The organism is Actinacidiphila glaucinigra (assembly GCF_900188405.1).
In the GTDB taxonomy this organism is placed as follows: Bacteria; Actinomycetota; Actinomycetes; order Streptomycetales; family Streptomycetaceae; genus Actinacidiphila; species Actinacidiphila glaucinigra.
In genome coordinates this window covers 224,861-245,860 of sequence record NZ_FZOF01000005.1, presented here as the reverse complement: position 1 = coordinate 245,860, position 21,000 = coordinate 224,861, and the positions used below count along the sequence as shown (strand labels likewise).

At 73.3% G+C, this 21,000-nt stretch carries 24 protein-coding genes; 16 read left to right on the top strand and 8 right to left on the bottom strand.

What is annotated here, in order from left to right; genetic code table 11:
- The first annotated feature begins 120 nt into the window (after positions 1 to 120).
- Entirely contained in the window at positions 121 to 540 is a 420-nt protein-coding gene (locus CHF15_RS12325) for a hypothetical protein (RefSeq protein WP_089223772.1), read from the top strand.
- A 178-nt stretch (positions 541 to 718) separates the two neighbouring features.
- A complete protein-coding gene (locus tag CHF15_RS12320) occupies positions 719 to 1,591 on the top strand; it encodes an aldo/keto reductase (RefSeq protein WP_179279757.1) in 873 nt (290 codons plus the stop codon).
- 78 nt (positions 1,592 to 1,669) lie between these two features.
- Here the strand turns inward: CHF15_RS12320 and CHF15_RS12315 are convergent, their stop codons facing one another.
- Positions 1,670 to 2,116, bottom strand: a complete 447-nt coding sequence (locus CHF15_RS12315) for a hypothetical protein (RefSeq protein ID WP_143681556.1) — start codon at positions 2,114 to 2,116, stop codon at positions 1,670 to 1,672.
- A gap of 69 nt (positions 2,117 to 2,185) precedes the next feature.
- On the opposite strand from CHF15_RS12315, the gene CHF15_RS12310 reads away from it, so the two are divergent.
- On the top strand, positions 2,186 to 3,037 hold the full coding sequence (locus tag CHF15_RS12310) for a DUF3626 domain-containing protein (protein ID WP_089223769.1): 852 nt from the start codon (positions 2,186 to 2,188) through the stop codon (positions 3,035 to 3,037).
- Between the two features lie 61 nt (positions 3,038 to 3,098).
- The gene (locus tag CHF15_RS12305; protein ID WP_089223768.1) at positions 3,099 to 3,827 is read left to right on the top strand and encodes an HAD family hydrolase; all 729 of its coding nucleotides are present in this window, start codon (positions 3,099 to 3,101) and stop codon (positions 3,825 to 3,827) included.
- A 30-nt stretch (positions 3,828 to 3,857) separates the two neighbouring features.
- On the opposite strand, the gene CHF15_RS12300 is transcribed toward CHF15_RS12305, so the two are convergent.
- Both CHF15_RS12300 and CHF15_RS12295 read right to left on the bottom strand, forming a co-directional pair.
- Positions 3,858 to 4,403: a hypothetical protein gene (locus tag CHF15_RS12300; RefSeq protein WP_089223767.1), complete on the bottom strand. Its 546-nt coding sequence runs from the start codon at positions 4,401 to 4,403 to the stop codon at positions 3,858 to 3,860.
- Between the two features lie 187 nt (positions 4,404 to 4,590).
- Positions 4,591 to 5,436: a patatin-like phospholipase family protein gene (locus CHF15_RS12295; RefSeq protein ID WP_089223766.1), complete on the bottom strand. Its 846-nt coding sequence runs from the start codon at positions 5,434 to 5,436 to the stop codon at positions 4,591 to 4,593.
- A 319-nt stretch (positions 5,437 to 5,755) separates the two neighbouring features.
- Between CHF15_RS12295 and CHF15_RS12290 the strand changes: the two genes are divergently transcribed.
- A complete protein-coding gene (locus CHF15_RS12290; protein WP_143681555.1) occupies positions 5,756 to 6,043 on the top strand; it encodes a DUF6480 family protein in 288 nt (95 codons plus the stop codon).
- A gap of 46 nt (positions 6,044 to 6,089) precedes the next feature.
- On the opposite strand, the gene CHF15_RS12285 is transcribed toward CHF15_RS12290, so the two are convergent.
- Positions 6,090 to 7,058 (bottom strand): ion transporter, encoded by a 969-nt coding sequence (locus CHF15_RS12285; protein WP_089223764.1) that lies wholly within the window; start codon positions 7,056 to 7,058, stop codon positions 6,090 to 6,092.
- A 775-nt stretch (positions 7,059 to 7,833) separates the two neighbouring features.
- Here CHF15_RS12285 and CHF15_RS12275 point away from each other — a divergent pair.
- Complete coding sequence (locus CHF15_RS12275; protein ID WP_089223992.1) at positions 7,834 to 8,100, top strand: hypothetical protein; 267 nt, start codon at positions 7,834 to 7,836, stop codon at positions 8,098 to 8,100.
- Between the two features lie 268 nt (positions 8,101 to 8,368).
- On the opposite strand, the gene CHF15_RS12270 is transcribed toward CHF15_RS12275, so the two are convergent.
- A complete protein-coding gene (locus CHF15_RS12270; protein ID WP_089223762.1) occupies positions 8,369 to 9,190 on the bottom strand; it encodes an SAM-dependent methyltransferase in 822 nt (273 codons plus the stop codon).
- A gap of 82 nt (positions 9,191 to 9,272) precedes the next feature.
- On the bottom strand, positions 9,273 to 10,181 hold the full coding sequence (locus CHF15_RS12265) for a helix-turn-helix domain-containing protein (protein WP_089223761.1): 909 nt from the start codon (positions 10,179 to 10,181) through the stop codon (positions 9,273 to 9,275).
- A 160-nt stretch (positions 10,182 to 10,341) separates the two neighbouring features.
- Here CHF15_RS12265 and CHF15_RS12260 point away from each other — a divergent pair, with 160 nt between their 5' ends.
- The 3 genes from CHF15_RS12260 (at position 10,342) to CHF15_RS45440 (ending at position 12,088) form a co-directional block, all read left to right on the top strand.
- Positions 10,342 to 11,406, top strand: coding sequence for a lipoate--protein ligase family protein (locus tag CHF15_RS12260; RefSeq protein ID WP_089223760.1), 1,065 nt, complete (start codon positions 10,342 to 10,344; stop codon positions 11,404 to 11,406).
- 222 nt (positions 11,407 to 11,628) lie between these two features.
- Entirely contained in the window at positions 11,629 to 11,925 is a 297-nt protein-coding gene (locus CHF15_RS46690; RefSeq protein ID WP_410169634.1) for an NAD(P)H-dependent oxidoreductase, read from the top strand.
- Entirely contained in the window at positions 11,909 to 12,088 is a 180-nt protein-coding gene (locus CHF15_RS45440; RefSeq protein ID WP_220093282.1) for a hypothetical protein, read from the top strand. The genes CHF15_RS46690 and CHF15_RS45440 overlap by 17 nt, the downstream gene beginning before the upstream one ends.
- Positions 12,089 to 12,138: 50 nt before the next feature.
- Here the strand turns inward: CHF15_RS45440 and CHF15_RS12250 are convergent, their stop codons facing one another.
- A complete protein-coding gene (locus tag CHF15_RS12250) occupies positions 12,139 to 13,596 on the bottom strand; it encodes an MFS transporter (RefSeq protein ID WP_089223759.1) in 1,458 nt (485 codons plus the stop codon).
- A 158-nt stretch (positions 13,597 to 13,754) separates the two neighbouring features.
- Here CHF15_RS12250 and CHF15_RS12245 point away from each other — a divergent pair, with 158 nt between their 5' ends.
- The 5 genes from CHF15_RS12245 (at position 13,755) to CHF15_RS12225 (ending at position 18,951) form a co-directional block, all read left to right on the top strand.
- Positions 13,755 to 14,324, top strand: a complete 570-nt coding sequence (locus tag CHF15_RS12245) for a MarR family winged helix-turn-helix transcriptional regulator (protein WP_089223758.1) — start codon at positions 13,755 to 13,757, stop codon at positions 14,322 to 14,324.
- A 203-nt stretch (positions 14,325 to 14,527) separates the two neighbouring features.
- A complete protein-coding gene (locus CHF15_RS12240; RefSeq protein WP_089223757.1) occupies positions 14,528 to 16,822 on the top strand; it encodes an LLM class flavin-dependent oxidoreductase in 2,295 nt (764 codons plus the stop codon).
- Between the two features lie 52 nt (positions 16,823 to 16,874).
- Positions 16,875 to 17,576, top strand: coding sequence for a TetR/AcrR family transcriptional regulator (locus CHF15_RS12235; RefSeq protein WP_089223756.1), 702 nt, complete (start codon positions 16,875 to 16,877; stop codon positions 17,574 to 17,576).
- A gap of 137 nt (positions 17,577 to 17,713) precedes the next feature.
- Complete coding sequence (locus CHF15_RS12230; protein ID WP_089223755.1) at positions 17,714 to 18,247, top strand: hypothetical protein; 534 nt, start codon at positions 17,714 to 17,716, stop codon at positions 18,245 to 18,247.
- A 5-nt stretch (positions 18,248 to 18,252) separates the two neighbouring features.
- The gene (locus CHF15_RS12225) at positions 18,253 to 18,951 is read left to right on the top strand and encodes a DedA family protein (RefSeq protein WP_089223754.1); all 699 of its coding nucleotides are present in this window, start codon (positions 18,253 to 18,255) and stop codon (positions 18,949 to 18,951) included.
- 169 nt (positions 18,952 to 19,120) lie between these two features.
- On the opposite strand, the gene CHF15_RS12220 is transcribed toward CHF15_RS12225, so the two are convergent.
- Entirely contained in the window at positions 19,121 to 19,516 is a 396-nt protein-coding gene (locus CHF15_RS12220; protein ID WP_089223753.1) for a DUF2267 domain-containing protein, read from the bottom strand.
- 282 nt (positions 19,517 to 19,798) lie between these two features.
- On the opposite strand from CHF15_RS12220, the gene CHF15_RS12215 reads away from it, so the two are divergent.
- Positions 19,799 to 20,155, top strand: a complete 357-nt coding sequence (locus CHF15_RS12215) for a DUF805 domain-containing protein (protein ID WP_089223752.1) — start codon at positions 19,799 to 19,801, stop codon at positions 20,153 to 20,155.
- Positions 20,156 to 20,251: 96 nt separating this feature from the next.
- On the top strand, positions 20,252 to 20,923 hold the full coding sequence (locus CHF15_RS12210) for an ATP-dependent DNA ligase (RefSeq protein ID WP_089223751.1): 672 nt from the start codon (positions 20,252 to 20,254) through the stop codon (positions 20,921 to 20,923).
- Positions 20,924 to 21,000: the final 77 nt, after the last annotated feature.

Here is a 21,000-nt window from a genome sequence, read left to right as displayed (position 1 = left end):
GACTGTCACCGCCGGGTACCGATCCGGTCGGCTCCCGGGACATGCGCGGGACCTGCGCGGGACGATGCCGTCGGATGGCGGCACCGGACGCCGTGGGGGCGTCCAGGAGGAGGGGGAACCATGAAGTACGCAGTGCCCGCAGCCCTGTTGCTGCTGCTCCTGACCGCGTGCGGCGGCAAGGGCGCCGAAGCCGGCGCCGGACCGTCGACGGGCGCGCCGGCGCCGGACGCGAGCGCGAGCGCGTCGAGGACCGCCTCGGCGGGGGACCCGTCGCGCGGCGCCGACGCCAACCCGGTCGACGCCGCATCGTTCTGTGCCTTCCTCACCGATGAGCGGTCCAAGGTGGAGGACGTCGGCTCCGGCGTCGGCGCACAGGCCGCGCTGGCCATCGACCTGGCCACCTGGCTCGCCGACCACCCGGAGCAGCAGCCGGGCAACGCCGCGGACTTCGACACCGCGGCGCGGGAGGGCTGCCCCGAGGTCCGCGAGTCGATCCTGGCCGCCACGGGCCACGGCAGCCTCAAGGAGGCGCTCGGCTGACGGCGCGTCGGTACGGCGGTACGGCGGGGCCCGGGCAGGACGCCCCGCACACCGTCCTGGCGTCCCGGGCGGGCAGGGGGTGAGCAGGCGGCCGGTCGGCGTAGTCCGCCGCGCGGAGAGCGGGCCCGGCGTCGAAGCTGGTGAGCAGCCGTCCGCCGGCACGACGCGAGGAGACCCCATGACATCCATGAGCGCGGAGGCCAACGCCCACGACTCAGGCACCTTCGAGCTCGGCGGTGACCTGCCCGTCCACCGGCTGGGGTACGGGACGATGCAGCTCACGGGGGAGGGGGTCTGGGGCGATCCCCCGGACCCCGAAGAGGCCGTAAGGGTCCTGCGGCGTGCGGTCGCCCTCGGCGTCACCTTCATCGACACCGCGGACTCCTACGGCCCCTTCACCGCGGAGCTGCTCGTGCGCAAGGCACTCCACCCCTATCCGCCGGACCTGGTGATCGCCACGAAGGCCGGCTTCGTACGCCCGGGACCCGGCGAGTGGGTCGCGGTCGGGCGGCCCGCGTACCTGAGGCAGCAGGTCGAGCTGAGCCTGCGCCACCTGGGCGTCGAGCGCATCGACCTGCTCCAGCTGCACCGTGTCGACCCCGAGGTGCCCATCGCCGACCAGGTCGGCGAACTCGCCGCCATGCAGCAGGAGGGCAAGATCCGGCACATCGGGCTCAGCGAGGTGACCACGGCCCAGATCGAGGAGGCCTCGAGGACCGCGACCGTCGTCTCCGTCCAGAACCGCTACAACCTCGCCGACCGCGCGTCCGAGGACGTCCTCGCCCACGCCGAGCGGAACGGCATGGGCTTCATCCCCTGGTTCCCGCTCGCCACGGGCGGACTGGCCAGGGAGGGCGGCCCCCTGGACCGGATCGCCGAGGCGCACGGCGCCCAGCCGTCCCAGCTCGCCCTCGCCTGGCTGCTGCGGCGTTCACCCGTCATGCTGCCCATCCCGGGCACATCGAAGGTCGCCCACCTGGAGCACAACATCGCCGCCGCGGGCATCCGGCTCACCGACCGGCAGTACGAGGAGCTGACGGCGGCGGTCTGAGACCGCGGACGCGCACGCGCACGCGACGGCGCCCGATGGCGCGGGTACGCCGCCATCGGGCCGCCGCAGCGGGTCCCGTCAGGAGTCCTGGGTCTTCAGGCACTGCGCCTTGGGGTCGTGGGCGTCGATCTCGCCGCCGAGGTTCAGGATGCTGGCCTGGAGTTCCTCCTCGTCGTCCGGGCCGTCGGACCGCGTGGTGCCGGCCTGCAGGTCGGCGAGTTCGAGGCTTGCCGAGGTCTGCTGCGCCACCCGGGACAGTCCCAGGGCGAGTTCCTGCCAGTCGGAGTCGAGACGCGCGGCCTGGGCGGCCTGGCGTGCGCTGTCCTCGAGAGCGGGTACGACCCTTCGGTGGGCCGTCTTCCGGGCGTCCGCAGTGCTGAAGTCCGAGGTGAGGAACATCTCGTAGTTCGCGCACGCCTCACGGGCGAGGTCGCGCGCCCGGTCGGCGTCGCCCGACCCGCAGGCACCGACCGAAGCCGTCACGGCGAGGACGAGGGCGAATGCCCCCAGGGATGATCTTTGCATGGTGACATCATTCCTGTGGCCGGGGATATGCGTGTGCGAACTCTCCTTAGTCCGCGCGACACTTCGGGGATGACGTCCGACGCCGCCGCCCCGACCCCGCGGGAGCGGGCCCTGCGCCATGTGGCGGGGCTGTCGTCCGGACCTCCGGTCGATCCGGCGCTGCGCGTGACGCTGAACTTCCACCCGGACCGCGTGTCGCGGGGCGAGACGGTGCTGGAGGCCCTGGCCAGGGGCGGGGTGTACCTCTCGCAGTTCGCCACGGGGACGAGCAACGGCGGCCTGACCGCCCGCCCAGGTGGCGACCGCCGGCGTTGGGAGAGCCGCATCTTCAACGGTGCGTACGACGCCGTGCCGGCCGCCGAACGACCCGTGTACGGAGCGCTGAACTTCCGCCGCAGGACGGTCGGCGCCGCACCGCGCTTCGGGTCGGCCCACTTCCGCCTGACCGCCCGGACCTTGGCGCGGACGACGTTCTGCTACCCCGACAGCTGCTTCGAGCCCTCCGACTTCGGCGTCGGGGAGCGCATGGGGCTGATCGCGCTCGCCCTGGCAGACTCCAAGGACGCCCTCGACGACTACATCGAGGCACAGGTCCACGGATCGGTGCGCCTGGACGACGACGTCGAGGCGTTCGTCCTGGACCCCTGCTACCGGGGCACGGCCGTGGAGACCGCCGCCCGGCGGCTGCCGTGTCCCCTGGAGTGGCACGGCGGCTTCCGGCTCACGGTGGCGGAGTTGCGCCTCAGGCCCGCCTACCGCGGCCAGGAGTACGTGGACCTGGGTGCCGGGATCGCGGTCGACGGAGTGCTCGACCCGCGCGCGATCGGCCTGGCGGCCGCCACCGGGCGGCACGACGGGCAGGCGCTCAAGAAGGTGTGGCACTACGTCGCCCGCTTCGGGACGGCCACCGCCGCGAGCTGACCCCCCCTCGCCGTCCGGGCGACCCTGGTGGCGTGCCCGGAGCGTGCGGTAGGAAGATCGAATGACACACGCTCCCGTCTGCGGTCCCGAAGGTCCCCTGCGTGCCGCGGCTGCCGCCCGCGGGCCGCTGCCCGTGCGCGCCGTGCTCTTCGACTTCTCCGGCACCCTGTTCCAGATCGCCTCGTACGCGGACCGCATCCGCGGCGCGCTCGGACGGCCCGTCGACGAGGCGGAGATGGAGCGGCTGCTCGACGGGCTGGAGGCGGGGCTCGCGGACCCCGAGGTGGTGCGCGCGCAACCTGGGCGGGACGTCTCCTCGAAGGCGCACCGTCACGCCTTCACGACGTGGTACGCCTCCGTCCCCGAACTCGCGCCGTACGCCGACGCGCTCTACGACCAACTGCGGGCCCCCGCCCGCTGGGTGCCGTACGCCGACGCCCGGCCCACGCTGGAGGCCCTGCGGCACGCGGGCATCGCCCTGGGCGTCGTCAGCGACGTCGGCTGGGACCTGCGGCCGACCTTCGCCCACCACGGGCTCGACCACCACTTCTCCGCGTGGGTGCACTCCTACGCGTACGACACCGAGAAGCCCGACCCCGTCCTGTTCGGGCACGCCTGCGGAGCGCTGGATGCCGACCCGGCCGAGACGCTGATGGTCGGTGACCACCCCGCCAAGGACGGCGGCGCGGCCGGCGCCGGACTGCGCTCCTACGTCCTGCCCGCCGGCGCCGCGCCCGGCGCGCACCGCGGCCTGGACGCGGTGCTCCGACTGGCCGGGGTGCGGCCGTGAGCGGGCGGCGCGGGACGCGGGCCGGTGCTTCTACCAGCGGTGCCACACCGCTTTGGGCGCGTTGTCGCGTGTGTTGGAGTGGTCGTCTCCCGAGATGAAGAACAGGGCCCAGGACACGACCTGGTCACCGGCGCGCTGGGCTCCGAGTTCGAGTTGGAAGCCGTCGCAGGAGAAGTCTCCTGCGGGGCTGTACCGCACGCCGATGTCGTGCGCGTTCGCGTGAGCTTCCATCTCCTGCGCGAGCTGTGACGGGACACGGCCGATGAGCCGGATTCCCTCGCAGGTCACCTGGGGCCCCAGGCGTCCGTCGACCTGGACGTAGGCCAGCTCTCCGTCCGTGTAGAAGTAGCACTCCACCGCCGCCTGGCTCAGGGGGGAGCTTTCCTTGGCGAAGCAGACGGGATCCCACCCTGGGCTGTATCCGTCGGACTTGGAGGTGAAGCCGTGCGCGTCCAGAGCCGCGATGACCTCTTCCCGGTGCATGTCCATGCGCAGCGGCCCCAGGGTCCGGCCGGGGAGGTAGTTCCACTGATCCCGTTCCGTGTCCGGGAGAACCGGCCAGGTGTCCACGTCCATCGCACGATGATCGCTCACCCGGCTCACGACCCGCGTATCAGGGCGGCGGTGGGACGACCGGCCGGGGCGGTGGCAGCAGTCAGCCCACACCGCGACCTTCAAGGTCACCGAGGCTGAACTCGCGGTGCTGCGCCGTTGCTCAGCCGGGTCTGACGGTCAGGCAGGTCTCGGCGGGGCAGCCGCGCGGTCACGCCCCGCTCCACAGGGGCCGCAGTTCACGGCCTTGCGCCCGGCCGGCCTCGGCGGCGGGGCGGCGGGTGGCGGGGTCGAGGGGGTTCGTGCCGATCGCCGCCACCGACGCTTCGTCCGGTCCGACGACGGCGACTTCGGCGCCGGCGGCCCGCAGTTCCGCCACGGCGAGCTCCAGGGGGTGCTCGCTGGGGAACAGCTCCGTGGCCCCCATCGGCACGATCGCCAGTACGCGCGAGGCGCCCCCGGCGTAGTCGGTGTTCGAGGCGGACCGCACCCCGCCGTCCACGAAGCGCCGACCGTCGATCGTCACCGGCGGCCAGATGCCGGGCACGGCGCAGCTCGCGGCGACGGCGTCCACGAGGGCCACCCCGGACGAGCCGTCGAAGACCCGCGGCTGCCCGGTCTCCGCGTCCACGGCGACGATGCGCACCGTCCGGGACGCGGGCCAGTCGTGCGAGGGGAGACGGGACTCGATCACCCGACGCCGTTCCGCCTCCGGCACGGTCTCGGTGCCGAGGGCGTACCGGCCGACCGCGCGCCGCATGTCGGGGACGGAGGCGATGCCCTGCAGCACTTCGGCGATGCCCGCGCCGAAGTTCGCCAGATCCACGTCGGCCATGATCTCGGCCGACTGCAGCTCCGGCTCGGTCTGCCGGGCGTAGAGCTCGTCCAGCGGCAGCCCGCTGCCCAGTTGCGCCGCGACCGTCGCCCCCGCCGACGTCCCGACCAGCACCTCGGCACCCGTCACATCCCGCCCCGCGTCCGCGAGCCCGGCCAGCAGTCCGGTGATCCAGGCGATCCCGGCGACTCCGCCGCCGCCGAGCACCAGTGCGTCGGTCATCTTCAGCGCTCTCCCTCGGCGTTGCCCCCGTGAGCCCACGCCTCATCCTCTCCCGTCCCGAGGGGATCGTGCGGTTCCGCGAGGGGGACGAGTGCGGTCGGCCACCATGCGTGACGAGGTGATCACGCGCGTCGACGGGGCGGAGAGCCGCTGAGCGTGGAACTCTTCGTGCGGATATAAGATGAATTGCCCGGGCAGTGGACAGCGAAGACCTCCGCGGACCGAGACGAGGTTCCGGAGCGTGCCGACTGCCGCCGCCCGACGTGACGCCGCGCGGAGCGATCCCGTCTCCGCCAGAGGAACGTCCGGAGTGGTGAGCATGTCCGACACACTGATCCGTCCCAGGCCGTCGATCGGCCCCACGATCGGCCCGGGCTTCGTCGCCGCGAGCGGCGCCGCGGCGCAGCCCGCGCCCGCCCTGCGCCCGCACCGCGCCCGGGTGGCGCCCACTCCGACGCCGGCCTGCGAGGAGAGCACCACCGCGGGGATCTCGTACGCCGAACCCCCCGAGGTCCCGAAGACCTGGGAGGTCGTGGCCCTGGTGGCGATCTTCGCCGTCACGCTCCTGATCGCCGTGGGGTTGTTCGGCCGCGTCCTGACGCTCTGACCCCACCGGGGGTACGACGCGGGCGCCTGGCGTGCGGCGCGCGGCCTCAGGTCGGTGCCGGTGACCCGGCCGGGCGCGCGCCGGACGAGGCGGGCTCAGGGGGCGGGACGGCCGCGGCGATGACGGCTTCCGGGCCCGCGCTCCGCGCGCCGACGAGAGCCAGCCCCTCCTCCAGTTCGTCCAGGGCCCGCCGGGCGGTGGCGATGCGTTCCCGCAGGTCGCACGATGGCTCTCCGTCTCCGTCGGCATTCTGCTGCGATGCCTCGTGCTCGCGCTCGTGCTCCAGCTGCCTGGCCTCCTCCAGCGAGCTGATGACCACGCCGATGAGCAGATTGACCAGCACGAACGAGCCGATCAGCACATACGAGGCGTAGTAGAGCAGGCTCCACCGCGAGATCTGCAGGCCGCCGTGGACGGCGTCGCCGATGCCGTCCAGGGTGATCAGGAGGAAGAGCGACAGGGCGGCCCGCCCGATGGACCCGTAGTGCTCGGGGTCGGCGTCGGCGAAGAAGACCCAGCCGGTCATGGCGTAGACGTACAGCAGCATGGTGCCGACCAGCAGGAAGCTGAGCGTGCCCGGCAGGCTTTTGCCGACGGCCACGATGATGATGCGCAGCTGCGGCAGGAAGCGCGCCGCACGTACGACCCGGGCCAGCCGCAGCAGGCGCAGCACCGTGGCGTTCTCGCGTGCGAAGGGCAGGTACGCCAGCGTCACCACGGCCAGGTCGAAGAGGTTCCACGGGTCGCGGAGGAAATCCCGGGGGCGGTCGGCGTGGGCGCAGGCCCGTAAGACGACCTCGGCGGTGAAGACCGCGAGGAAGCAGTGCTCCACCAGCTTCAGGGAGCCGTGCCAGCGGGCGGTGATCCCGTCGTACGTCTCGACGCCGAGGACGGCCGCGTTGGCGAGGACGAGGGCGAAGACGGTGACGCCGAACCACTCGGACTCGACGACCTCACGGCACCGTACGGCGAGCGCGGCACGGCCCGGAGGGGGATTGGCGATCTGTTCGGCCATGTGCGTGTACCCGGTCCTCCGCTGCCGCCTGCCTGTTGACCCGACTGAAGTGGATCTTATTCGGACAGGCGGGCCGAGGGGCCCGGGAAGCGGCGGAACTGCACTGTGAGAGTGGGCGGTTCGGCCCTCTGTGCTCATGGCCGCATCGTGCCGCGGGCGGGCCGGTGGGCCGGGTGCTCAGGCGGCCGGGGGCCCGCACCGCCGGAGTTCCGCCGGAACCGGGGCTTCGGCGGCCGGCGGCGCGGGCGGTGGCGCGGGGTGCTGGCACGCGGAGCACAACTGGTGCCCCCGCGCCGTGATCCGGGTGCCCCACCCGAGGCAGGACGGGCAGTCGCGTGCCGAGACCGGGTCGGGGTGCGGGACGGCGGGAGCGGAGTGTGCTCCGTGGGACATCCGGTACTCCTCGAGGTGCGCGGAGAGCGGGCACGGCTTGGAGCCTTATGGGCTCTTTATCCAGGTATAAACGAAATCTTCCATTCGGTACAAACGTCCTGCGTCACGGAAGGGGAACCGTCCGTGACGCCCGCCCTCGGCGGTCCCGCCGCCCGCGACGGGAATGACCGCGTCCGCCCACCGGTTGCACCTGACGCGGGTGACCGGTGGCGGGAGTACGCCGCCTGGCGCCGTGGGGACCGCGCAGTGGTCCGGTCTCCACGCGGACGCCGGCGAGCGGCGACCGGCACCCGCCTGCTTCCCGCGCCGGTCCGGGCTCCCTCCGGGCCGGCGCGGGCCGTGCCCCGGGGGATTGTCGGTGCCGGGTGACACCGTGGAGACCATGGACGAGCTGATGCGACCCAGGGTCTACGGTGCTGATGTCGACGACCCGGATCCCGGCCCCCGGCCCGGGCACCTCTACCGGGAGCTGGTCGGCGGCCCGCTGGACGGGCTGCTCCTCGACGTGACCGGCTGGACGGATTCGCAGCATTCGGCGGGTGCCGAGCTGCGCACCGACGTCGGCCGGTTCGGCGCGGGCGGCCGCGCCCGGTACGCCCCTCGCGCGGAGGACGCCGTCCACTGGGACTGGCGCGGCGACAGCCGCTGACGGCACGCTCGCCCCCGGCGTCCCGGACGGCCCGTCACACATGTGTCCATCGCGCCTGGTTGCGCGGGAACCCGGGTGGGTCAGTCCGGCTCGCCGGATCGCGTCACGGGGTGTCTGATGAACACAGCGGACCCGGGGCCCCGGAGTGGCCCCCGGCGGTCCCGGGCCGCTCTTGCCGCCGTGCCCGGCGGTGCGGGCCATCGTCGCGCGCGCGTCGCGGAGTTGACGCGCGCGCGTGTGACGTGGGGCGGCGGGGATGGGCCCGCGGTTACGGCTTCCGGGCCAGCCCGGCGGCGATGAGCCGTTCCCAGACGGTGAGTTCGCGCTCGGCGTCGCCGATGCGGGAGACGCCGTCGCCCGCGTCCGGGCGCCACAGCGACGCGGGGACGATCCCCGGCTCCAGGATCTCCAAGCCGTCCAGCAGGTCCTCGATCTCCTTGTCGGTGCGCCACCGGCCGCGGCCGAAGGTCTGCTGGAGGATGCGCTCCGCCTCGGCCGTCTCCGGGTTGTTGCCGGACCGGAAGTGGCTGACGAAGAAGTAGCTGCCGGCGGGGACTTGGTCGCGCCAGTAGTCGACGATGCCCTTCGGGTCCTCGTCGTCGTTCACGTGGTGGAGGATCGCGCTGAGGATGACGGCGACGGGCTTGTCGAAGTCGATCACCTCGAGGGTGTGCGGGTGGTTCCGGATGACCTCGGGTTCGCGTATGTCGGCCTGGATGACGCGGGTGTCGTCGTTCTGCTCCAGCAGCGCCCTGCCGTGGGCGAGCACGATCGGGTCGCTGTCCACGTACACCACCGTGGAGCCGGGCACGTGCCGCTGGGCGACCTGGTGGACGTTGTCCGCGGTCGGCAGACCGCTGCCGAGGTCGACGAACTGCCGTACACCGGTCGTGGTGGCGATCTCCCGGATCGCACGGATCAGCGCCGCACGGTTGGCGAAGGCGATGGCCACCGAGCCGGGCAGGTCCTGCTTGAACACATCGCCGATCTCCCGGTCGACGGCGTAGTTGTCCTTGCCGCCGAGCAGGTAGTCGTAGACGCGCGCGATGCTTGGTTTGGTCTGGTCGACCCAGGAGACGTCGTCCGTCATGACATCCATCCTTCTCCGCGATGACGCCGGGCAACCGTCATCCTAGGGAAGGTCGCGGGCAGTTCACCCACGGCGGCGGTGCTCAGCCCAGCCGGTCGACGAGCCGGGTCAGGATCCGGCCGGTGTTGCGGGGCGGCTGCGACTCGGCCGCGAGCCGGTCCATGACGGTCAGGTAGTGCTCGACGTCGTCCTGCTTGTCCAGGTAGAGCGCGCTGGTCAGCTGCTCCAGGTAGACGATGTCGGGCAGGTCGGGCTCGGAGAAGCGCAGGATGGTGACGGGGCCGCCCGCGGCGGCCAGACCGCCGATGTCGAACGGGGCGATCTGCAGCGTCACGTTGGGGAGGGCGGCGACCTTCATCAGATGCTCCAGCTGACCCCGCATCACCTCCGCGCCGCCGAGCGGCCGGTGGAGGCAGGCCTCGTCGAGCACCACCCACAGCTGCGGCGCGTCCTGCTTGGAGAGCAGGGCCTGACGGGTCATCCGCAGGTCGACGCGGCGGCTGATCTCCCGCTCGGAGGCGCGGGGGTGACCGAGCCGGGTGACGGCCCGGGCGTACGCCTCGGTCTGCAGCAGGCCGGGGACGAACTGCACCTCGTAGGTGCGGATGGTGTGCGCGGCCTCCTCGAGGCCGATGTGCGTCTCGAACCAGCTCGGCAGGACGTCGGCGTACTGGTGCCACCAGCCGGGTGTGTTGGCCCGGTGGGCCAGCGCCAGCAGGTCGGCGCGCTCCTGGGCGTCGGTCACGCCGTACAGGGTGAGCAGGTCGGCGACGTCGCGCTCCTTGAAGCCCACCCGGCCCAGCTCCAGGCGGCTGATCTTCGCGTGCGACGCGCGGATCGCCTCACCGGCCGCCTCGCGGCTGATCCGCCGGGACTCGCGCAGCCGGCGCAGCTGCGTGCCCAGGACGATGCGCAGCACGGTCGGTCCCCCGCGCTGCACGGCGAGCGGTGAACCGGTGGCGGGCTCGTGGCCCGGCCGGGCGGCAGTCATGTCGGATCCCCCTGAACGACTGGTTGCGGATTCAGTGTTCCATCGCCGGCCCCCTCAGTACAGGCACATCCGCCCCGTGGCGGAGAGCGCCGCGCCCGCCCCGTCCGTGCCCGGCGCAGCCGCCGGGACTAAAGAGACGGCCGGGACGGTTGTCGTCGTCATGCACGGTGAGTACAAGGTGCCCGGTGGGAAGCTCGTGGTCGTGGACCTCGACGACCACGACGGGGTGCTCCGCGACGTCCGGGTGGCCGGCGACTTCTTCCTCGAGCCGGACGAGGCGATCTCCGCCATCGACCGCGCCCTCGAAGGTGCCCCCGCCGACACCGACGCCGCCGGCCTCGCGGCCCGGATCGAGGCGGCCCTGCCCGAGGGAACGGTCATGTACGGCCTGACCGCGGAGGGGATCGCCGTCGCCGTGCGGCGGGCCCTCGCCCAGGCCACGGACTGGACCGACTACGACTGGCAGCTGATCCACGAGGCGCCGCAGTCCCCGGCCCTGCACATGGCCCTCGACGAGGTCCTCACCGCCGAGGTCGCGGCCGGCCGCCGCCCGCCGACCCTGCGGGTGTGGGAATGGGGCGGCCCGGCGGTCGTCATCGGCAGCTTCCAGTCCCTGGCGAACGAGGTCGACGCCGACAACGCCGCGCGCCACGGCCTGACCGTCGTACGGCGGATCTCGGGCGGCGGCGCGATGTTCGTGGAGCCCGGGAACACCATCACCTACTCCCTCTCGGTGCCCGCGTCCTTGGTGTCGGGGCTGTCGTTCGCCGACTCCTACGCCTACCTCGACGACTGGGTCCTCGACGCCCTCGGCGACATGGGCATCAAGGCCTGGTACCAGCCGCTGAACGACATCGCCACCGAGGCCGGCAAGATCGCCGGCGCCGCGCAGAAGCGGGTGGTCGCCCCGGACGGCGGGGCGGGGGCGGTCCTGCACCACGTGACGATGTCCTACGACATCGACGCCGACAAGATGCTCGAGGTGCTTCGCATCGGGCGGGAGAAGATGTCCGACAAGGGCACCCGCAGCGCCCAGAAGCGCGTCGACCCGCTGCGCCGCCAGACCGGGCTGCCGCGCGAGGCGGTCATCGACCGCATGATCGAGTCCTTCCGCGCCCGGTACGGCCTCACCGACGGGAGCGTCACGGCCGAGGAACTGGCCCGCGCCGAGGAACTCGTCGCCACGAAGTTCGGCTCCCCGGAGTGGACCGCCCGCGTGCCGTGACCCTGCCCGGGTGCCGGTGGGACGGGCCACGCTCGAGGCTGCCGGCAGACCGCATCGTCCACCGGGCCGTCACCGCGCCGGGCGGGATGGGCCGCACGGCGCACCCGCTCGATCTCGATCGCACTCGGCCCGCTCGCCGTCGACATCGCCCGCGCGATCGTCTCCGGGCATCCCGGTGACGGCCCGCGGGCGGCGATCGGAGAACTGGCCGCCGTCGACGGCGTGATCACCGCGACCCCGGTCTGCACCGCGGGTGTGAGCGGCCTGTTCAAGTCGTTCTTCGACGTCCTGGACGATGGCCTCGTCGTCGCCAGGCCCGTGCTGCTCGCCGCGACGGCCGGCAGCCCGCGTCACGCGCTGGTCGTCGAGGACCACGTCTGTCCCATGTTCGCCTGCCCCACGCGCTCTCCGTGCCGACGTCGGTCTTCGCCGCCCCCGAGGACTGGGGTGCGTCGGCGCTGGGGACCGCATCGGCCGGGCGGCCGTCGAGCTCGCGGCGCTGATGGGCAGCGGCGGTGACACGATCGCCGGCCGGGCCTGGTCCGGCTACCGGCACCGGTTCGACGGCAGCGCCACGCGAGCCGAACGCACCGCCGCCGACGTCGGCTTCGACACCCCGCTCATGCGCCTGGCGGCCGGGGGACCCCTGTTGCGGAAGGACGACGCTTCCTCCGGCTCCTGAGCCGGCGCCCGCCGGCCTCGCCGCCGCCGGCGGTCCGCGGCGGCGTCCCGTCAGGAGCGGACGGCGATCGGGTGCTCCGCCGGGGCGGGTTCGGCCGTGCCCTCGCGGGGCACCAGCCACGCGGCGAGGACCGCCCCCAGCCCGGCGAGGGCGAGCACGGCGAAGCCGCAGGTGTACCCGGCCTCGGCGGGCAGCCCGCCGTCCCCGGCACGGGCGCCGACGATCCCTCCCATGAGCGCTGCTCCCAGGGCGCCGCCGACGGTGCGGACGTTGGCGTTGACACCGGCCGCCACGCCCGTCTGGCCGGGATGGACGGCGGCCACGACGATGTTCGACATCGTGGCGACGGCGCCCCCGAAGGCCGTGCCGAGCAGCACCATCGCGACCACCGCCTGCCAGGCGCGGTCGTGGCGGAGGGCGAGCCCCGCCAGGGCGAGGGCGTTGAGTGCGGCCGCGGAGGTGAGCACCGTGCGGGCGCCGACGAGGCGCGTCAGCCGAACCGACACCGGGCCGGCGACGGACATCGCCACCGTCATCGGCAGCAGGAGCAGCCCGGCGCGGGTGACGCTCGCACCGAAGCCATATCCGCTCTCCGGCGGGGTCTGCAGGAAGGCGGGCATGAAGCCGAGCACGGCGAAGACGCTCGCGCCGAGCAGCAGCGAGACCAGATTGGTGGTCCACACCGCGGGGACGCGCAACATGCGCATGTCGACCAGCGGACCCGCCGAGCGGCGCTCCGTCGTGATCCAGGCCGCGGCGAGCGCGACGGCCGCGACCAGCGGCCCGAGCACCCTGCCCGACGACCATCCCCACACCGGGGCCTGGGTCAGCGGTACGAGCAGCGCGATCAGCCAGCCGGCCATGAGCAGTGCGGACGCCCAGCTGACGGGGCCGTCGTTCCGGGAGGGCGAGGGCGGCACGACGATCCGCGCCGCCACCGCCGCGATGGCGGTGAGGACCATCGGGAGCCAGAACAACGCCCTGATGCCCAGGGCGTCTTCGAGCGGTCCGGCCAGGACGACGCCGCTGCCGCCGCCCACGGCGGTCAGTGCCGACGCGAGGCCGATGGCGCCGGGGATCCGCTCCCGCGGCAGCTCGTCCCGGACGATCCCGAAGGCGAGCGGCAGGACGCTGCCGCCGACGCCCTGCACCGCCCTTCCGGCGATCATCACGCCGATGCCGGTGGCGGCCGCCGAGAGCAGTGACCCCACGGCGAGCGCGGCGAGTGCCACGACGAGCATCCGGTCTTTGCCGTACCGGTCCCCGAGGCGGCCGAGGACGGGTGTGAAGACGGACGCCGACAGGAGGAAGGCGGTGACGACCCACGTGATGTGCGTCTGCGTGGTGCCCAGCTCCTCCTGCAACCGGGGCAGCACCGGGTTGATCAGGGACTGGAGCAGGGCGAAGGCGAAGACGCCGAGCAGGACGACGGCCAGGACGGCGCGAGGGCGAGCGGGACGCGCCGGGCGCGGGGAACGCGGGGAACGGGGGGCTGTTCGGGGTGGCATGGGGGGCCTTGTCTGCGGACGGGAGCCCCGGAGCGGGGCCCGCGGGGTTCCGTCGGGCGGCATCGGGTCCCGGAGAAGGATGTCAGCAAGATCTTATGTCTCGAAGATAGTCTGTCAAGCAGACAATATGTCGAACCGAAGTGAATTAGGGTGTCCATGTGACTTCACAGCGCAGCCTCGGCGCGGAGGCCCCGGAGCCCCGGCCGTCCGGACTGGACGACGACTTCGGCTTCGCCATCGGCGCGGTCTTCCGTGCCTACGCCAAGGCGGTCGAGGCCGCTGTCGGCGACATCCCCGGCGGCCCCCGCGGCTACTTCGTGCTCTCGGCCGCGGCCACCGGTGAGGCGGGCAGTCAGAAGTCCCTCGCCGAACGCCTCGGGGTCGACCGGACGGTCATGACGTACCTTCTGGACGACCTGGAGGCCGCCGACCTCGTGGAGCGCCGGCCCGACCCCGCCGACCGCCGGAGCCGGCACGTGTTCGCCACCGAGCACGGCGCCGAGCGCTGGGAGGAGTTGCGCGCCCGCGTGGGCCTGGTCGAGCAGCACCTGCTCGGCGCCCTGCCGGAGGAGTCGCGGGAGGCGTTCCGCGGCATGCTGTGCGCCCTCGCCCGTCATGTGACCGGGCGCGACGGGACCGCCGACCCCTGCCAGGTCGTCGTCGAGTTCGGGATCGCCGAGGAGGCGCCCCGCGCCCCGCGCCGCGGACGGCGCCGCTCCGCGAACTGACCCGGGGGCGCCGTGAAGGTGCCCCCGCCGCTGTCCGCCGCCACCGGCCGCAACCGCCGTCCGTACGGGCGGCGGTCGGGCGTGCGCACGTACCTCCCCCCTCCGTCTTTGGCCGTGGAATATGTGGGTCTACAGATGTGCTGCGATATATATTATTTGTCAGACAGATGGACTGTCCGGCAGCGCACTCAGAGGACGACGTCATGCCCGACCACGGTCACGAACTCCTGCTCGGCACGTTCATCACCCCGGCCGCCCACGACCCCGCGCAGGCCGTGGCGCTGGCCGAACTCACCGAGGCGGCGGGCCTGGACGTCGCGACGTTCCAGGACCACCCCTACAACCCGGACTTCCTCGACACGTACACGCTCATGACCTGGGTCGCGGCACGGACGAGCCGCCTGCGCGTCTCGGCGAACGTCACGAACCTGCCGCTGCGCCCGCCCGCGATGCTCGCCCGCACGGCGGCGAGCCTGGACCTCCTGTCCGAAGGGCGGTTCGAACTCGGCCTCGGCGCGGGCGCGTTCCCCGACGCCGTGCACGGCATGGGCGGCCGCCGCCTGACGCCGGGGCAGGGCGCCGAGGCGCTGGAGGAGGCCCTCGACGTCATCCGCGGCGTGTGGGACGGCGACGCCCACGGCCCGCTGAGCTTCCAGGGCGCGTACCACTCCGTCCCCGGGATGAAGCGCGGCCCGCGCCCCGCCCACGACATCGGCGTCTGGCTCGGCGCGTACAAGCCGCGCATGCTGCGCCTGACGGGCCGCAAGGCCGACGGCTGGCTGCCCACACTGGAGTACCTGCGGGCCCCGGGGATGGCCGAGGCGAACAAGACGATCGACGAGGCCGCCCTCGCGGCCGGCCGCGACCCCGGCGAGATCCGGCGCCTGCTCAACCTCCTGCGGGTGGACTTCTCCCCGGTCCGGCGCGGTCACCTGCAGGGCCCGCCCGCGCAGTGGGTCGAGGAACTGCTGCCCCTCGTCCTGGAGGACGGCTTCTCCGGGTTCTTCGTCGGCCGCGACGACCCGCACGTGATCCGCACCTTCGGCGAGGAGGTGGCGCCCGCCCTGCGCGAGGCCGTCGCCCGTGAAAGGGCGGCCGCGGGGACGAGCACCGCACCGCGGCGCCCGGTGGCCGTCCTCGCCGCGCGGCACGGCACGCTCGACTACGACGCCCTCCCGGACTCCCTGGCCGGCAAGGCCGTCGAGCCCGGCGACCGCGGCTACGAGGACGTACGCCACACCTACACCCGTACCGGTTCGCCCGCCCTGGTCGTCCGCGCGGAGAACGCCGACGACGTCGTGGCGGCCCTCGGCTACGCGCGCGGCCAGCAGGCGGCCGTCGCGGTGCGCAGCGGAGGCCACGGCATCAGCGGCCGTTCGACGAACGACGGCGGGGTCGTCATCGACCTCTCCCGGATGAACGCGGTCGAGGTCCTCGACCGGGCCACCGGACGCGTGCGCGTCGAGCCCGGCGCGCGGTGGGGCGACGTCGCGCGCGCACTCGCCCCGTACGGACTGGCCATGAGCTCCGGCGACTACGGCGACGTCGGCGTCGGCGGACTCGCCACCGCCGGCGGCATCGGCTACCTGGCCCGCAAGTACGGACTCACCATCGACCACGTCACCGCGGCCGAGATCGTCGTCGCCGACGGCCGCAGGCTCCGCGTCGACGCGGAGCACCACCCCGGACTCTTCTGGGCGATACGCGGGGCGGGCGGCAACTTCGGCATCGTCACGGCCTTCGAGCTGCGGGCCTACGAGGTCGAGGACGTCGCCTACGCCACGCTCGTCGTCGACGCCGGCGACACCGCGGACTTCCTGATGGAATGGGGCCGCCTCGTCGAGGCCGCCCCGCGGGAGATCAGCAGCTTCCTGTCCCTCTTCCCCGCACGGCGCGGCGCGCCGGTGACCGCGCGGATCACACTGGTGTACGCGGGGGACGACGTCGACGAGGCGCAGCGGGCCCTCACCCCCTTCCTGGGCACCGGGCCGGTCCTCGACCAGCAGGCCCAACTCGCCCCCTACCACGCGATCGTGGCGCCGCCGGGGAACCCGCACCGCGGGCAGGGCCTGGAGGACACGCGCAGCGGACTGCTCACGCACATCACCCGCGAGGCCGCGGAGACCGTCGAGGCCATGATGAAGTCCGGCGACCTCCTGATCATGCAGTTCCGCTCGATGGGCGGCGCCGTCCACGACGTTCCCGCCGACGCCATGGCCTGGTCGCACCGCACCCAGGAGTTCTCCGTACTCGGCGCCACCGCGCCGGACTTCGTCCCGCGCATGAACGCCCAGTGGGCCCGGCTGTACCCGCACCTGGACGGCATGTACCTGAGCTTCGAGACGGACACCGACCCGGCGCGCCTGACGGACGCCTTCCCCGGACCGGTCCTCGCGCGGTTGCGCCGACTCAAGGCCGAGTGGGACCCGGAGAACGTCTTCGACCGCAACTTCCCCATCCCGCCCGCGACATCGTCCGGCGACGGCACAGCCGGATAGGACCCTGCGCGGCGGCATCCGGAGTGTCCTCTCCGCTTGGTAGCCTGGGTACATGGCAGCGACCGAGAGCCCCCGATCCGCCGAACGGGGACTGCGCGCGGACGCGCTGCGCAACAGGCGGCGGATCGTGGCCGCCGCGCGCCAGATCTTCGAGGAGCGGGGTCTCGACGCGCCGTTGGACGAGGTCGCCGAGCGCGCCGGCGTCGGCGCGGGCACGCTCTACCGGCGCTTCCCGTCGCGCGAGGAACTGGTCGAGGCCGCCTTCGCGGAGGAGCTGACGCGGGTCGGGGCCATCGCCGAGGAGGCGCTGCTCTGCGACGACCCGTGGACCGGTTTCAGCACGTTCGTCGAGCGGCTGTGCGGCGCCATGGCGGCCGATCGCGGCATCAGCGACCTGCTCGTCCTCAGGCTCCCCAACTCGCGGGTCGCCGCGGGCTCGTGCGAGCGCCAGAACCGTGCCGTGGCCGAACTCGTGCGCCGGGCACAGGAGGCACGAGTCCTGCGCGAGGACGTCGTCCCGGAGGATGTCCTCCTGTTCCTGATGGCCAACGCGGGCGTCATCGAGGTGACCCGGGGCGCCGCCCCGCACGCGTGGCGCCGCCTGGTGGCCTTCCTGCTGGAGGCCTGCAGGCCCGTCCATGCGGGCCCCCTGCCGGCCGCGCCGACCCCGCTGCAGACCGAGCGCGCGCTGCTGGGGAACGCCGAGGCCAAGGGCCTGCGGGCGCCGGGCCGCGAGGGCCACGGCCCCGGCTGACCGTACCGCCGGGCCGGCGGGCGCTGTTAGGTGCGTCACGGCGGAAATAAGTGGAGAGCCGGGTCCGGTTGCCTGATCGGAAGACGATGTCGACGCGCCGCCGTGGCGACGCGGAACCGGCTGATCAGGAGGCCGCGGTGAACCCATCCCCATCCGCGAGTGATGGCTGGACGGAGCTGGGGCAGGACGCGGCACACGCGCTCGACCGGATCCACGCCGTGGCCCCCTGGCCGCTGATGGCGGTGACCCTGCTCTGGCTGGCCAACCGGCACCCCGCGGTCTACGTCCGGGTCGCCGTGGCGCTGCTGCTCTCCAGCGCGGCCGGGCTCGCGCTCTCCGCGTCGATGGGCCGGGTGCCGGTGCGCGGGACGTCCCCCGCCCGTGACTACCTGGCGGACTACTTCGCACTGCCCGGTGCCGGGGCGGGCTGGTACCTGCTGACGGCGCTCGCCGTCGTCGCCACCGTCCCGGCCGCCTGGGCGCGCATCGCCGTGGCGGCGGTCGCGGTGTCCTCGGTCGCGGCGGCGGTGGCCACCGCAGACGACCCGGTCACCGGTTCCCTCCTGGCCGCGGGCGTGCCGGTGCTCGCCTGGTTCACCGCGCGCCTCGTGCCGTACCGGGGCTGGGCGCGACGCGCGCCCGACGCGGCGCCGCTGCGGCAGGCGGGCTGACGGCCATGCACCTGGACGGCCTGATCGAGGCGGCCGGATGGTGGACGTACGCCGTCGTGTTCGCCGTGACGGCGGGGGAGACCAGCGCGTTCGTCGGCCTGCTGCTCCCCGGGGAGACGGTCATCCTCCTGGCGTCGGCCATCGCCGGCCGGGGGGACCTCAACCCCCTGCTCCTGGCCGCCGTCGTGGTCACCGGCGGCATGCTCGGTGACAGCCTCGGCTTCGCGCTGGGACGGCACTGCGAGCGGCACCCGGGCAGTCGCATGCACCGGATACGGCCCGACAGCCGGACCGGGCGCGCCCAGCAGTTCCTGGTGCGGCACGGCGGGGCGGCGGTGTTCACCGGGCGGTTCGTCGGTTTCGTCCGCACCTTCCTGCCCTTCGTCGCCGGCGCCTCCGGCATGCCCTATCGCCGCTTCTTCCTCTACAGCGGCGCCGCGTCGCTGGTCTGGGGCGTCGGCAACGTGCTGCTCGGCTACTTCGCCGGTGCGGCCGCCACCGAACTGCTCCACCGTGCCGGGCTCCTGGCGATCCCCGTGCTCGTCGCCGCGGGCGCCGCCGCGCTGGTCGCCACCCGCCTCCTGGCCCGGCGCCGCCGCGCGACCGTGCGGCCGGCGTCGCGGATCGTGGCGACGGGCGGCGCCGCCAGGCGCGCCCCGGAGCAGGACCCGGCGGGCGCGTACACCTCCGCACGGGAGTCCTGAGCCCCGGCCCCGTGGCCGAGCCGGAGGCGTGGGGGCACGGCCTTCCCGCGGACCGGCGGTCACGTCGTGAGCACGGGACCTCGTGGAGGTCGACCGCGAGCGGGACCGGGGCGTCCACGTCGAGTCCGACCTCTGGATGCGGCATCCGCAGCCGCCCCGGGCCGCCCGCTCAGGCGGCGCTGACGAGGTCGTCGCGGCCGAAGAGCGGGGCGTAGTCGCAGGGCAGCTGGTGGAGGACACGTGTCGTCAGGTCGCGTCCGGCCAGCCGCGCGACCACGGTCAGCACGGTGGAGCTGTCCCAGCGTGCCGTGGCCGTGGTGCCGCCGGTGCGGGCCGCCAGGTCCTCGACGAAGGCGCCGCAGGTGATGGGCCGGATCTCCGGGATCTCGGCGGTGAAGACGAGCGCCGCCTCGACGGGCAGGCACGCGGCCAGCGCGACGCGTTCGTCGCCGATGAGCCGACGGCCCAGGGCGGCGAGCACCGCGCGCACCGCCTCCTCCGCCCGCTCCCGGGTGGGGTAGACGCCGTCGTACCGCACCCGCTCCAGCATGTGGTCGAACGTCATGGACGCCGTGGGCCGACCCGGTTGGGGCTGGGGGGACATCGGAGTACCTCCGCGATGGGTGTGCGTGCCGGCCGGTGAATCCGGCCGTTCGCGCCCCGTCTACCCCGAAAGCCGCGGAGTATGACCGCCGACCCGCCATGGGGACGATACGAGCGGAACACCATGAAGCGGATCAAGACCTTTTACCGTCGCATATCTTGACCTGCGCACTACAAAACCCTACATTCCGCCTGCCCGGCCGTTCCGGACGGGCTTCCGGTCGTCGCCCTTGGGGGGTTCCGCATGCACTGGTACCTGGACGTGCTCAAGAAGTACGTCGTCTTCGACGGGCGCGCGCGCCGCACCGAATACTGGATGTTCGCGCTGATCAACCTGGTGGTCAGCATCGTGCTCCTCTTCCTGGGGCGCGCCATCGGCTTCGACTACCTCCAGTCGGTCTACGCGCTCGCGGTGCTCCTGCCCACGCTCGGCGTCTCCGCCCGCCGCCTGCACGACACCGGGCGTTCCGGCTGGTGGCTGCTGATCGGCCTCGTGCCGATCGTCGGCGCGATCGTCCTGCTGGTCTTCTTCTGCATCGAGGGCCAGCCCTCGGAGAACCAGTACGGCGCGAACCCGAAGTTCGCCGGCACACCGGCGTGACCTCCGCGCGGCCCGCTCCCGGCCGGCCCGGCCGGGGTCGGGCCGCGACGCCCGGGCCGTGCGGTGTTTGATTCGCCGGGTGGGGGGTGTGGGGGGATGCTGGTGTATATGGGTACGCGTGTTCCTGCGGATTCTGTGGCTCGGGCCGATTTGCCTGCGTGGTCGCCGATGCTGGCGGTGGCGGGTCCGTTGCCGGGGGCGGAGGCGGAGGCGGGGTACGGGTTCGAGCCGTTGTTCAACGGGGCGCGGGTGCTGGTGTATCTGCCGGGGGATGGGCGGGTGCGGTTGGTGTCGGGGATCGGGCAGGACGTGACGGCGGGGTATCCGGAGTTGGAGGGGTTGGCGGGGGTGTTGCCGCCGGGTCTGGTGGGGGTGCTGGACGGGGAGGTGGTGGCGTTGGGGAAGCATGGTGGGGTGTCGGTGGAGCGGTTGCAGCGGCGGATGAGTGTGCGGCATCCGGCGGCGGTGGCGGAGGCCGCGGTGGCGATGCCGGTGCAGTTGGTGGTGTACGACATTTTGTATTTGGGGGAGCCGGTGTTGCATGCGCCGTATACGGCGCGGCGGGCGTTGCTGGATGATCTGGGGGTGTCGGGGCCGCATGTGGTGGTGCCGCCGTACTGGCCGGCGATGGCGAGTGAGGCGTTGCACTACATTCGGCAGGAGGGGTATGACGGGGTGGTGGCGAAGCGGTTGACCAGTACATATCTGCCCGGTCGCCGCAGCCGTGACTGGATCAAGGTCAAGAACCTCCACGCCGACGCCACCTGACGCCCGTTGGCGCCGCCGCGGCCGGCGACCGCCGGGCCCGGGGCGCGTCGCACACCGTCCGGGCCCGGCCCTCCCGT

Excerpts from the sequence above, each read along its gene's own strand:
- CHF15_RS12325 (WP_089223772.1), top strand. The coding sequence starts at position 121 with ATGAAGTACGCAGTGCCCGCAGCCCTGTTGCTGCTGCTCCTGACCGCG.
- CHF15_RS12320 (WP_179279757.1), top strand. The coding sequence starts at position 719 with ATGACATCCATGAGCGCGGAGGCCAACGCCCACGACTCAGGCACCTTC.
- CHF15_RS12315 (WP_143681556.1), bottom strand. The coding sequence starts at position 2,116 with ATGCAAAGATCATCCCTGGGGGCATTCGCCCTCGTCCTCGCCGTGACG.
- CHF15_RS12310 (WP_089223769.1), top strand. The coding sequence starts at position 2,186 with ATGACGTCCGACGCCGCCGCCCCGACCCCGCGGGAGCGGGCCCTGCGC.
- CHF15_RS12305 (WP_089223768.1), top strand. The coding sequence starts at position 3,099 with ATGACACACGCTCCCGTCTGCGGTCCCGAAGGTCCCCTGCGTGCCGCG.
- CHF15_RS12300 (WP_089223767.1), bottom strand. The coding sequence starts at position 4,403 with ATGGACGTGGACACCTGGCCGGTTCTCCCGGACACGGAACGGGATCAG.
- CHF15_RS12295 (WP_089223766.1), bottom strand. The coding sequence starts at position 5,436 with ATGACCGACGCACTGGTGCTCGGCGGCGGCGGAGTCGCCGGGATCGCC.
- CHF15_RS12290 (WP_143681555.1), top strand. The coding sequence starts at position 5,756 with ATGTCCGACACACTGATCCGTCCCAGGCCGTCGATCGGCCCCACGATC.
- CHF15_RS12285 (WP_089223764.1), bottom strand. The coding sequence starts at position 7,058 with ATGGCCGAACAGATCGCCAATCCCCCTCCGGGCCGTGCCGCGCTCGCC.
- CHF15_RS12275 (WP_089223992.1), top strand. The coding sequence starts at position 7,834 with ATGGACGAGCTGATGCGACCCAGGGTCTACGGTGCTGATGTCGACGAC.
- CHF15_RS12270 (WP_089223762.1), bottom strand. The coding sequence starts at position 9,190 with ATGACGGACGACGTCTCCTGGGTCGACCAGACCAAACCAAGCATCGCG.
- CHF15_RS12265 (WP_089223761.1), bottom strand. The coding sequence starts at position 10,181 with ATGACTGCCGCCCGGCCGGGCCACGAGCCCGCCACCGGTTCACCGCTC.
- CHF15_RS12260 (WP_089223760.1), top strand. The coding sequence starts at position 10,342 with ATGCACGGTGAGTACAAGGTGCCCGGTGGGAAGCTCGTGGTCGTGGAC.
- CHF15_RS45440 (WP_220093282.1), top strand. The coding sequence starts at position 11,909 with ATGGGCAGCGGCGGTGACACGATCGCCGGCCGGGCCTGGTCCGGCTAC.
- CHF15_RS12250 (WP_089223759.1), bottom strand. The coding sequence starts at position 13,596 with ATGCCACCCCGAACAGCCCCCCGTTCCCCGCGTTCCCCGCGCCCGGCG.
- CHF15_RS12240 (WP_089223757.1), top strand. The coding sequence starts at position 14,528 with ATGCCCGACCACGGTCACGAACTCCTGCTCGGCACGTTCATCACCCCG.
- CHF15_RS12235 (WP_089223756.1), top strand. The coding sequence starts at position 16,875 with ATGGCAGCGACCGAGAGCCCCCGATCCGCCGAACGGGGACTGCGCGCG.
- CHF15_RS12225 (WP_089223754.1), top strand. The coding sequence starts at position 18,253 with ATGCACCTGGACGGCCTGATCGAGGCGGCCGGATGGTGGACGTACGCC.
- CHF15_RS12220 (WP_089223753.1), bottom strand. The coding sequence starts at position 19,516 with ATGACGTTCGACCACATGCTGGAGCGGGTGCGGTACGACGGCGTCTAC.
- CHF15_RS12215 (WP_089223752.1), top strand. The coding sequence starts at position 19,799 with ATGCACTGGTACCTGGACGTGCTCAAGAAGTACGTCGTCTTCGACGGG.
- CHF15_RS12210 (WP_089223751.1), top strand. The coding sequence starts at position 20,252 with ATGCTGGTGTATATGGGTACGCGTGTTCCTGCGGATTCTGTGGCTCGG.